The sequence below is a fragment of the Comamonas sp. BIGb0152 genome, assembly GCF_024809975.1.
Classification (GTDB): domain Bacteria; phylum Pseudomonadota; class Gammaproteobacteria; order Burkholderiales; family Burkholderiaceae_C; genus Comamonas.
The window spans coordinates 158,877-170,130 of sequence record NZ_JANUDY010000005.1 but is presented as its reverse complement, the minus strand read 5'-3'; the positions used below and the strand labels follow the sequence as shown (position 1 = coordinate 170,130).

Genomic DNA, 11,254 nt, shown 5'->3' with positions numbered 1-11,254 from the left:
ACAAACATGCGTAAAGCCGCCATCGTCACCCCTTTGCGAACCCCGGTGGGCACCTACGGGGGTAGCCTGCGCCCCGTCTCGGTCGAGGACCTGGCAGCGACCACCGTGCGTGCCGTGGTCGAGCGCAGTGGCATCGACCCCAGCCGCATCGACGATGTGGTGTTTGCCCAGTCCTACGCCAGCAGCGAGACCCCTTGCGTGGGCCGCTGGGCGGCGCTGCAGGCGGGCCTGCCGGTGGAAGTGCCCGGCATGCAGCTGGACCGCCGCTGCGGCGGCGGCCTGCAAGCGGTGGTGACCGCCTGCATGATGGTGCAAAGCGGCGCCGCCGATGTGGTGATTGCTGGCGGCGTCGAGAGCATGAGCAACATCGAGTACTACACCACCGACCTGCGCTGGGGCAAGCGCGCCGGCAACGTCACCATGTTCGACCGCCTGGACCGGGGCCGCGAACGCTCGCAACCGGTGGAGCGCTTTGGTGCCATCTCCGGCATGATCGAGACCGCCGAGAACCTGGCGCGCGACTACGGCATCAGCCGCGAAGAGGCCGATGCCTTTGCGCTGCGCAGCCACCAGCGCGCAGCCGCCGCCTGGCAGGCTGGCCGCTTTGATGCCGAGGTGGTGCCCGTCAGCGTGCCGCAGCGCAAGGGCGAACCGACCTTGTTCAGCCGTGACGAGGGCTTTCGCGCCGATGCCACGATGGATTCGCTGGGCAAGCTGCGTGCGCTGATGAAGGGCGGCACCGTCAGCGCCGGCAATGCCAGCCAGCAAAACGATGCCTCGGCCGCCTGCCTCATCGTCGCCGAAGACAAGCTGCAGGAGCTGGGCTTGACGCCGATGGCCAGCCTGGTCGGCTGGGCCGCTGCGGGCTGCGAGCCCTCACGCATGGGCATTGGCCCGGTGCCCGCCGTCAAAAAGCTGCTGGGCAAGCTGGGACTGTCGATGAACGACATGGACCTGGTCGAAATCAACGAGGCCTTTGCCTGCCAGGTGCTGGCTGTGCTGCAGGGCCTGGAGTGGAACGATGCAGAGCGCCTGAACGTGAACGGCTCGGGCATCTCGCTGGGCCACCCGATTGGTGCGACCGGCGTGCGGATTTTGGCCACCTTGCTGCACGAGCTGGAACGCCGCAAAGGCCGCTATGGCCTGGAGACCATGTGCATCGGCGGTGGCCAGGGCATTGCTGCTGTATTCGAACGCTACTGATCAGCCATCGCCACCCTTTACAAAAAACCAGGAGACAAGACATGACTTTCATCCACCGCCGCCAGCTGCTGGCCGCCACGGCCGCTGCCGCCCTCAGCCTTTGCTCGGCTGCCCATGCCCAGGGGGGCCTGGGTTCAGGCGCTCCGGTGCGCCTGATCGTCGGCTACTCGGCCGGCGGGCCGGTGGACCAGGGCGCACGCCTGTTCTCGATTGCGCTGTCCAAAGAGCTGGGCACGACGGTCATGGTCGACAACAAGACCGGCGCCAATGCCACCCTGGCGGGCAACGAGACCTCGCGCGCCAACCCCGATGGCCTGACCCTGTGGTTTGCCGCCAGCCCCACCATCACCATCAGCCCCAATGTGATGCGCAAGATGCAGTTCGACCCGGTCAAGGACCTGACCCCCATCGCGCCGGTGCTGAGTTACTACAACGTGCTGGTGGCCAACAACAACGAGCCTTTCAAGACCACGCAGGCGCTGGTGGACTATGCCAAGGCCCACCCCGGCAAGCTCAGCTATGCATCGGCGGGCGTGGGGGGCTCCAACCACCTGGGCGTGCTGCTGTTTTCCAAGCGCAGCGGCATCGATTTGAACCATGTGCCCTACCGTGGCAACGCGCCGGCGATGACCGATGTGATGGGCGGCCAGATCAACATGATGATGGACATCATCAGCACCGCCGGCACCTACATCCATGGCAAGAAGGTCACCCCCATCGCCGTCACCTCGCCACAGCGCAACCCCGCGCTTCCCGATGTGCCGACCCTGGCCGAGAGTGGCATCGAAGGCCTCAAGGGCTTTGATGTCGGCGGCTGGTATGCCGTCTACGGCCCCAAGGGCATGTCGCCCGAGCTGCAGACCCGGCTGAACAAGGCCATCAATGCGGCGCTGGCCCAGCCTGAGCTGAAGGCCAAGTACAAGGAGCTGGGCTACGACGAATGGACCGGCAGCCCCCAGACCCTGAGCGAGCGCGCCGCCAAGGAGCGCCAGATGTGGTCCACGGTGACCCAGGGCATTGTGGTGGACTGACGATGAGCAACACGGAATTTCGCATTCACCAGTTTCTGGACCGCTGGCTGCAAGAGGCCCCCGACCGGCCTTTCATCTACCTGCCGGACCGCACGCTGAGCTATGCCGACCTGGGCCGGCTGGTCGATGCGCTGGAAGCGGAGCTGCGCGCACTGCAGGTGCGCAGCGGCGACCGTGTGCTGGTGGTCGCCGAGAACTGCCCCGAGCACGCGGCCTTGCTGCTGGCCTGCAGCCGCGTCGGCGCCTGGGCCTGTGGCGTGAACGCCCGCATGGCGCCCGGCGAGGTGCGCGGCTTTGCCGACAAGGCCGATGCACGGGTGGTCTACTTCACCGACCGCGTCTCCAAGGCGGCGGCGGCTCATGCCGAGCGCTATGGCGTCAGCCCCTCTTGCGTGCCCGGCCTGGCCCATACGGCGGTGCGTGCCGATGCGCGGGCCGAGCCTGAGCCGGACGGCAACCCGGTCGCGGCCATCATCTTCACCTCTGGCACCACCGGCACCCCCAAGGGTGTGCTGATGAGCCAGCGCGGTGTGGCGCACTTTGCCCGCGTCTCGGCCCAGTCGCGCCGGCTGGGGCCCGATGACAAGGTCTACGCCTTTGTGCCGATGACCCATATCTTTGGCCTGGGCACCGTGCTGCTCGCGTCGCTGTCGGCCGGTGCCGCGCTGGAGATGCGCAGCCAGTTCGAGCCCGCCGACCTGCTCGATGCGCTGGCCCACCATGGCATTACCCAGCTGCAAGGCCCGCCCACCCTGTTTGCGCGCCTCTTGCAGCACTGCGAGCAGCATGGCATCAGCCAGCCCGCCGCGCCGCATCTGCGCTACCTCTACACGGGGGCCGGCCCACTCGATCTGGCGCTGAAAACCAAGGTCGAGGCGCTGTTGGGCCAGACCTTGCACCACGGCTATGCCATGAGCGAATACGCCGGCTCGCTGCACCTGACGCGCATCGACGAAGCGCGCAGCGACACCAGCGCTGGTTACTGCATTGATGGCGCGGAATTGCAGATTGTCGATCCGCACAGCGGTCGGCCGCTGCTGACCGGCGAGCGGGGTGAGATCTGGGTGCGTGGCACCGGCCTGATGCCCGGCTACTTCCGCGATCCCGAGGCCACGGCAGCGGCGCTGCGCGAAGGCGGCTGGTATGCCACTGGCGACCTGGGCGAGCTGCATGCCGATGGCGCGCTGTTTGTCGTCGGCCGCCTCAAGGAGATGATCATCCGCTCGGGCTTCAACGTCTACCCCAGCGAGGTGGAGCATGCGCTGGGCAGCTTCCCCGGCATCCAACGCGCAGCGGTGGTGGGCCAGAAGGAGGCCGATGGCAACGAGGCCATCATCGCCTTTGTCGTGCAGGATGCCCGCAACCCGCCCGACCTGCAGGCGCTGCAAGCGCATCTGCGCGAGCACCTGGCACCCTACAAGCGGCCGGCACGCATCATCGCCATTGATGAGCTGCCGGTGAATGCCAATGGCAAGGTGATGAAGCGCGAGCTGCAGGCGCGGCTGGAGGTCGAGCAGGCGGCTGCAGCGCCCGCAAGCGCTACGGCGTCGTAGCCGGCACGATCTGCTGCATGAAGTCGTTCAGGCTCGCCCCCGACAGCTCACCCACCCGCTGGCCTTGCAGCTGGCCGCTCGCGTCATAGAACAAGGTGGTGGGCAGCGCGCGGCTGCCGGCCACCTCGCCCATGCTGTTGCGCGGGTCCAGCAGCACCTGGCCATCGGGCAGGCCAAAGCCGCGTGCGGCCTTGAGCACCACCTCGGGCGCCTCCTGCTGGTTCACCCACAGAAACTGGGCCTGCGGGTAGCGCTTTTGCGCCTCCAGCAAGGCCGGCATCTCACGCACGCAAGGGGTGCACCAGCTGGCCCAGAGGTTGATGACCACGGGCTTGCCCTTGAACTGGTCGAGCACATGGGTTTGGGCATCCAGCGCCACCAGCGACAGCGATGGCAGGGCCTTGGCGCTGGGCGAGAACTGGTACACCAAGGCATGGCCGCCCAGCCACAGCATCCCAAACAGCGCCGCCGCCCCCGCCAGAGGCTGGAACACGGCCTTTTTGCGCAGCCACAGCCACCACACATAGATAACGGCCACCGCCAGCGCCGCCCAGGGCTCCCATCCCCCATCGCGCACATTCAGCATCGACAGCGGCTGCGCCAGGTACTCATCGGCATAGCGAGCCACAAAGCCCAGGCGCGCGGCGACCAGGGCCAGCAGCGGCAGCAGCCAGGCATGCGGCGTGGTCGACAGGCCGCGCTTGCGCGCCCAGCGCGCCAGCAGCATATCGGCCACCAGCCAGGCCAGCATCAAAATCACCAAACCCCAGGGCAGCGAAAACGGCCCGATCTGCAAACTAGCGCTCATAGTTGTATTTTTGAAAGACAAAAAACGCTGGAGTGGGTACACACCAGCGGCGATTGTGCAGTCTGAATACCCAGCGCGCCTTTTGGTTCCATTCCGAGGCTTTGCAGCAGGGGCCCAAGAATGGAACAGCAGGTTTTACTGGTCTTCGCTGACCAGCTTGATGTTGCAGTAAGCCTGCAGCCCTTCAATGCCGCATTCCGAGCCCCAGCCGCTTTCCTTGACACCGCCAAACGGTGCCTCGGCCATGGAGATGTTCAAGGTGTTGATGCCCAGCATGCCGGTCTGCACGCCGTTGGAGAGCTGCTGGCGCACGCCGCTGTCCTGCGTGAAGGCATAGGCGGCCAGGCCGTACTGCAGGCGGTTGGCGCGCTGCAGGGCTTCGTCCAGGTTGTCGATGGGATTGATCAGCGCGACGGGGCCAAAGGGCTCCTCGTTCATCAGGCCGGCGTCTTCGGGCAGGTTGCTGATGACCGTGGGCTCCCAGAAGAAGCCCTTGCCGGGCATGCGCTTGCCGCCAGTGTGCAGGGTAGCGCCCTTCTCTTGGGCATCGGCGATCAAACGGGTCAGGGCCTCGATGCGGCGTGGGTTGGCCAGCGGACCCATCTGGCTGGTTTCGTCCAGGCCGTTGCCGACCTTGAGCGTTTTGGTGCGCTCGACAAAGGCGCTGACAAAGCGGTCGAACACCTCGCGGTGCACATAAAAGCGCGTGGGCGAGATGCAGACCTGGCCAGCGTTGCGGAACTTGCCGACCACCAGCGCATCAGCCGCCTTCTCGATATCGGCATCCTTCCAGACGATGACCGGCGCATGGCCGCCCAGCTCCAGGGTGGCGCGTTTCATGCTCTTGGCGGCATGCGAGGCCAGCATCTTGCCCACGGCGGTGGAGCCGGTGAACGAGAACTTGGCCACCTCGGGCTGGTCGAGCAGGTAGCCCGAGACCTCGGCGGGCACGCCAAACACCATGTTCAGCACGCCGGCGGGCAAGCCGGCATCATGCAGTACGCGCACCAGCTCTTGCGCGGTGGCGGGGGTTTCCTCGGCCGGTTTCAGGATCAGTGTGCAGCCAGCAGCCAGGGCGCCGGCAATCTTGCGCGCGGGGGTGATGGCCGGAAAGTTCCAGGGCGCAAAGGCAGCGCAGACGCCCACGGGCTCATGGTGCACTGCAATGCGCTGCGTGGGCGTCTTGCCTGGCACCAGGCGGCCGTAGTTGCGGCGGCCTTCTTCGGCATACCAGTCATAGGTGTCGGCGGCGGCCAGCACTTCGAGCTTGGCTTCGCGCACCGGCTTGCCTTGCTCCAGGGTCATGCAGCGGGCAATGTGGTCCGCCCGCTCGCGGATCAGGCCGGCAGCCTTGCGCAAGATGTCCGAGCGGGCCAGCGGCGATGTGCGTTTCCAGCCTTCAAAGGCCGCGTTGGCGGCCTGCAAGGCCGCCTGCAGATCTGTGGCGCTGGCGTGGGGCAGCTGGCCCAGTGTGGATTCGTCGAGCGGGTTGATGACCGGCTCGCTCTTGCGGCCGTCGGCGGACAGCCATTGGCCGTTGATAAACAGTTGCAACTGTGGATAAGTTTGGGACATGGGTGGCTCCTGCCAGGGGTTTGGAAGGCACAACGCGGTCTTTCTGAAAAGAAGACCGCGTGGCTTGTGGATAAGGCTGTGTTTACTTCTTCACAAAAGCACATTTGCCATCGGCCATCGGCCGGAAGGCCTTGTCACCCGGAATGGTGGCGAGGATCTTGTAGTAGTCCCAAGGGCCCTTGGATTCTTCGGGCGACTTGACCTGGGCCAGGTAGAGGTCGTGCACCATGCGCCCGTCTTCGCGCACATGGCCGTTTTGGCTGAAGAAGTCCTCAATCTTGTTGGACTTGAGGTACTTGGTCACCGCTGGGCCATCGTCCGAGTTGATGGCGGCCACGGCCTTGAGGTACTGGGTAACGGCCGAGTAGGTGCCGGCATGCACCATCGAGGGCATGCTCTTTTTGCCCATGCGCTCAAAAAAGCGCTGCGAGAAGGCACGCGTCTCGGGCGTGCGGTCCCAGTAAAAAGCGGTGGCAAAGGTCAGGCCCTGGGCAGTGCGCAGGCCCAGCGAATGCACATCCTGGATGAACATGAACTGCGGCGCCACGGTCTGCTTTTGCATCAGGCCAAACTGCTTGGCCGACTTGATGGCGTTGATGGTGTCATTGCCGGCGCTCACCAAGGTGACCACCGAGGCCTTGGACTCTTGCGCCTGCAGCACAAAAGACGAGAAATCGCTGGCGTTGAGCGGGAAGTTGGTGCGGCCCACAATCTTGCCGCCACCCTTGGTGACGATATTGGTCACCGTCTCGGCGCCGGCCTTGCCGAAGGCATAGTCCACGGCCATGATGTACCAGTCGTTCTTGCCTTTTTCCAGCATCGCATGGGCCACGCCGCTGGCCATCGCATAGGTGTCATAGGTGTAGTGGATGGCCGTCGGCATGCAGGCCTCGCTGGTCAGCGCATCCGATGCGCCGCCCGAGGTCAGCACCAGCTTGTTGCGTTCCTTGGCCAGGTTGTAGACCGCCATCGCGACGGCCGAGTTGTTCAGGTCCACCACCACGTCCACGCCATCGGTGTCGAACCAGGTGCGTGCGCGGCTGGCGCCGACATCGGCCTTGCCCTGGTGGTCGGCAAACACCACCTCGATCTTCTTGCCCCCGACCGTACCGCCAAAGTCCTCCACCGCCATGCGCGTGGCCTCCAGCGAGCCGCGCCCTGCCGTATCGGCATAGGGGCCGGACATGTCACTGAGTACGGCAATCTTGACGACATTGTCAGAGATGCCCTGCGCTTGTGCGCCCGTTGTGCAGCATGCGGCCATGGCCAAAGCCAGCGCGGTCATTTTCATGGTCTTGTCTCCGGTGATTTAGAACTTTTGTTAGCAAGATGCTAGAGATTTATCGCCCTCCGGTTTATGCATTTGCGAAGCAGCGCCTTAGGCTGCGCCAAAGCCTAGAAAACCCTGAGAGCCTTCCTAAGTTCTGATGCCGCCCCGCACCCCAGCGCTGTCACCCAGGTTCGTCAAGCGCGGCCAAACCCCCTCTTCGGCAACCAATAATTGCGTGCAGCAGGCATTGGGCCCATGCTCCAACCATCCGCTATCTCCTCAGAAAGATTCCGCAATGACACCCTCGATGTCAAGCCAGTACCAGGCTGCATTGGATACGGGCAGCTTCCAGCTTCAGCGCTGCAAGGCTTGCTCCCAAGCCATCTTCTACCCCCGTGAGCTGTGCCCGCATTGCGGCAGCGATGCGCTGGCCTGGGAACAAGCCAGCGGCCAGGGCACGGTCTACTCCACGACGGTGATCCGCCGCAAGGCCGAGGCCGGCGGTGACTACAACGTCGCGCTGGTGGACCTGGCCGAAGGCCCACGCATGATGAGCCGCGTCGAAGGCATGGCGCCCGCCGAGGTGAAGATTGGCATGGCCGTGCAGGCCGAGGTGATCACGCACAACGGCAAGGGCCTGGTGGTGTTCAAAGCCGCATAACGAGGGATAAAACATGGCACAAGTACATACCAGCAGCGGCCTGCGCGCGCTGCGCGGCAAGGCCGCCATCACCGGCGTGGCCACCTATGGCTGCGGCGAAGCGCCGGGCTCGGACGACATGCTGCTGCTCGCCCGCGCCGCCCATGCGGCCGTGGCCGATGCGGGCCTGAGCATGCAGGACATCGATGGCCTGGCCACCTGCAGCGTCAACGCCACCATGTGGCCCATGCCGGTGATCGAGCACCTGGGCATCAACCCGAACTACGTCAACGGCACCATGCTGGGCGGCTCCAGCTTTATCGCCCACCTGCTGCCCTCGATCATGGCTTTGGAAGCCGGCCAGTGCCAGCATGTGCTGGTCTGCTACGGCAGCGCCCAGCGCTCGGCCGCCTTTGGCCGCAAGGAATCGACCGCTGCGCGCAAGTTCATGGACCCGCAGCCCTTTGAGCACCCCTTTGATCCGACGATGCCGGTGGCTGCCTATGCGATGGCCGCCGCCCGCCACATGCACCAGTACGGCACCACGCGCGAACAGCTCGCGGCCGTGGCCGTCTCGGCCCGCCAGTGGGCGCAGAAGAACCCCGAGGCCTTCGTGCGCGATCCGCTCTCCATCGAGCAGGTACTGGGCGCCCGCATGGTGGCCGACCCCTTTACCGTGCGCGATTGCTGCCTGGTGACCGATGGCGGCGGCGCCTTTGTGCTCAGCCGCGCAGCAGATGCCCAGCGCGGACCGAACGCGCCCATCTATGTGCTGGGCAATGCCACGGCCTGCTGGAACCGCCAGATTTCCTCGATGCCCGACCTCACCGTCACGGCCGCCAGCCAGTCGGGCGCGCAGGCCTTTGCGATGGCCGGCCTGACAGCGCAGGACATGGATGTGGTCGAGCTCTACGACGCCTTCACCATCAACACCCTGCTCTTTTTGGAAGACCTGGGCTTTGTCAAAAAGGGCGAGGCCGGTGCCTTTGTCGCCAGCGGCGCGATTGCGCCGGGCGGCAGCCTGCCAGTCAACACCAATGGCGGTGGCCTGTCCTGCGTGCACCCGGGCATGTATGGCATCTTTGCGCTGATCGAGGCGGTGCGCCAGCTGCGTGGCAACTGCGGCGAACGCCAGGTGGCGGGCGCCCAGCTGGCGCTGGCCCACGGCAATGGCGGCACCTTGTCCAGCCAGGCGACCGCGATTTTGGGCACGGCGGCAACGCTCTGACCTGCGGCACAGAACACAACAGAGAACATTCCATGATTCGAGACCCAGAAACCCTGGAGGCGCTGCTCGACAGCGTGCGCCGCTTTGTACGCGAGCGCCTGGTGCCCGCCGAGAACGAAGTCGCCGAGACCGACGAGATCCCCGAAGCCATCGTGCAGGAGATGCGCGACCTGGGCCTGTTTGGTCTGACCATCCCCGAAGAGTTCGGCGGCCTGGAGCTGACGATGGAAGAGGAAGTGCATGTGCTGCTGGAGCTGTGCCAGACCTCGCCGGCCTTCCGCTCGGTGATCGGCACGACGGTGGGCATCGGCTCGCAAGGCATTCTGATGGATGGCACCGAGGCCCAGAAGGCCCAATGGCTGCCCAAGATGGCAACGGGCGAGGTGATCGCCTCGTTTGCGCTGACCGAGCCCGAAGCCGGATCGGATGCGGCCTCCCTGCGCACCACGGCCATCAAGCAAGGCGACCACTACCTGGTCAACGGCACCAAGCGCTTCATCACCAATGCACCCCATGCCGGCATGTTCACCCTGATGGCGCGTACCAACCCGGCCGACAAGGGCGCGGGCGGTGTCTCGTCCTTCATCGTTGATGCCAAGAGCCCGGGCATCAGCTTTGGCAAGTACGACAAGAAGATGGGCCAGCGCGGCGCCCACACCTGCGATGTGATCTTTGACAACGTCCAGGTACCCGCCGCCAACCTGATCGGCCTGCAAGAGGGCCGGGGCTTCAAGACCGCAATGAAGGTGCTGGAAAAAGGCCGCATCCACATCGCCGCCGTGGCGGTGGGCTGCGCCAAGCGCATCTTGCGCGACGCGCTGCACTATGCGCTGGAGCGCAAGCAGTTTGGCCAGGCGATTTGCGATTTTCAGCTGGTGCAAGCCATGCTGGCCGACAGCCAGGCCGAGCTGTATGCCGCCGAGTGCATGACCATCGACGCGGCCCGCCGCCGCGACGCGGGCCAGAACGTCTCCACCGAGGCATCGAGCGCCAAGATGTTTGCCACCGAGATGTGCGGCCGCGTGGCCGACCGCGCGGTGCAGATCCTGGGCGGCTCGGGCTATATGGCCGAGTACGGCATCGAGCGCTTCTACCGCGATGTGCGCCTGTTCCGCCTCTACGAGGGCACCACCCAGATCCAGCAGATCATCATTGCGCGCAACATGGTGCGCGAGGCCAAGGCCGCCGCATGAGCACCACGCCCCCTCGCCCCCAGCTGAGCATCGAGGACCTCAACAGCCGCGTGCCCTTTCTGCGCCTCATCGGCGCGCGCCAGGATCCGAACTTTGAAGACGGTATCGTGCGCGTACACCTGCCCGATCTGCGCGAAGAGCTGTGCAACCAGCTGCCCGCCGCACATGGCGGCATCCTCATGACCCTGCTCGACGTGGCCATGTCGCGCGCCGCCGTGCTGGCCCCCGGCGCGCCGTCCAGCACCGCCGTCACGGTAGAGATGTCCTCGCGCTTCATCTACCCTGGGCGCGGCCCCCTCGTCGCCGAAGGCTGGGTCATCAACCAGGGCCGCTCGCTGTGCACCTGCCAGGCCAACATCTATGACGCGGACCGCCGCATCCTGGCCACCGCCCAGGGCACCTTCAAGTACTGGAAAGCCCACGCCTACGACAACGCCGCCGAGCCCAGTGCATAACTGAGGGGATAAACGCCCGCATGTGCATAGAAATGTGGATAAGCCAGCGACTTATCCCAGCGAAGCCAGAAATCCACAAACTTACCCCCAACGACAACGCGACCCGAAGGTCGCGTTTGTTTTTGGAGGAAAGAATAGGGAACCCAACAGTGGAATTCGGTTTTCAACAGCGAAGCCAGCAGCGCGCACAGCGCCCCGAACCACCCACCCCAATGGCGAGATGGGCCCGCAGGCTAGGCGTGGCGCCGCAGACAATACTTTGGTATGGCAAGGCGCCACAACAACGCATGCGGGCCCA

The 11,254-nt window shown here is 65.2% G+C and carries 10 protein-coding genes; 7 read left to right on the top strand and 3 right to left on the bottom strand.

What is annotated here, in order from left to right; translation table 11 throughout:
• Positions 1-6 precede the first annotated feature (6 nt).
• Genes M2375_RS11760 through M2375_RS11750 form a run of 3 tightly spaced genes read left to right on the top strand, consistent with a single transcriptional unit; the run spans position 7 to position 3,787 of the window.
• Positions 7-1,203, top strand: coding sequence for an acetyl-CoA C-acetyltransferase (locus M2375_RS11760; protein ID WP_259166841.1), 1,197 nt, complete (start codon positions 7-9; stop codon positions 1,201-1,203).
• Between the two features lie 41 nt (positions 1,204-1,244).
• Positions 1,245-2,234 carry a tripartite tricarboxylate transporter substrate binding protein gene (locus tag M2375_RS11755; RefSeq protein WP_259166839.1) on the top strand — a complete coding sequence of 330 codons (990 nt, stop codon included), beginning with the start codon at positions 1,245-1,247 and terminating at the stop codon, positions 2,232-2,234.
• Between the two features lie 2 nt (positions 2,235-2,236).
• Positions 2,237-3,787 carry a class I adenylate-forming enzyme family protein gene (locus M2375_RS11750; protein WP_259166837.1) on the top strand — a complete coding sequence of 517 codons (1,551 nt, stop codon included), beginning with the start codon at positions 2,237-2,239 and terminating at the stop codon, positions 3,785-3,787.
• Here the strand turns inward: M2375_RS11750 and M2375_RS11745 are convergent.
• From M2375_RS11745 to M2375_RS11735, 3 genes are all read right to left on the bottom strand, one after another.
• On the bottom strand, positions 3,774-4,595 hold the full coding sequence (locus M2375_RS11745) for a TlpA disulfide reductase family protein (protein WP_259166827.1): 822 nt from the start codon (positions 4,593-4,595) through the stop codon (positions 3,774-3,776). The genes M2375_RS11750 and M2375_RS11745 overlap by 14 nt on opposite strands.
• A 135-nt stretch (positions 4,596-4,730) precedes the next feature.
• On the bottom strand, positions 4,731-6,170 hold the full coding sequence (locus tag M2375_RS11740) for an NAD-dependent succinate-semialdehyde dehydrogenase (protein ID WP_259166815.1): 1,440 nt from the start codon (positions 6,168-6,170) through the stop codon (positions 4,731-4,733).
• 82 nt (positions 6,171-6,252) lie between these two features.
• Positions 6,253-7,461, bottom strand: a complete 1,209-nt coding sequence (locus M2375_RS11735) for an ABC transporter substrate-binding protein (RefSeq protein WP_259166812.1) — start codon at positions 7,459-7,461, stop codon at positions 6,253-6,255.
• A 274-nt stretch (positions 7,462-7,735) separates the two neighbouring features.
• Here M2375_RS11735 and M2375_RS11730 point away from each other — a divergent pair, with 274 nt between their 5' ends.
• The 4 genes from M2375_RS11730 to M2375_RS11715 are packed head-to-tail and all read left to right on the top strand — an operon-like array spanning position 7,736 to position 10,956.
• Entirely contained in the window at positions 7,736-8,101 is a 366-nt protein-coding gene (locus M2375_RS11730) for a Zn-ribbon domain-containing OB-fold protein (protein ID WP_259166804.1), read from the top strand.
• A gap of 13 nt (positions 8,102-8,114) precedes the next feature.
• Positions 8,115-9,308, top strand: coding sequence for a thiolase (locus M2375_RS11725; protein ID WP_259166797.1), 1,194 nt, complete (start codon positions 8,115-8,117; stop codon positions 9,306-9,308).
• 32 nt (positions 9,309-9,340) lie between these two features.
• A complete protein-coding gene (locus M2375_RS11720; RefSeq protein WP_259166794.1) occupies positions 9,341-10,501 on the top strand; it encodes an acyl-CoA dehydrogenase family protein in 1,161 nt (386 codons plus the stop codon).
• On the top strand, positions 10,498-10,956 hold the full coding sequence (locus M2375_RS11715) for a PaaI family thioesterase (protein WP_259166730.1): 459 nt from the start codon (positions 10,498-10,500) through the stop codon (positions 10,954-10,956). Before M2375_RS11720 ends, M2375_RS11715 begins: the two co-directional genes overlap by 4 nt.
• Positions 10,957-11,254 lie beyond the last annotated feature (298 nt).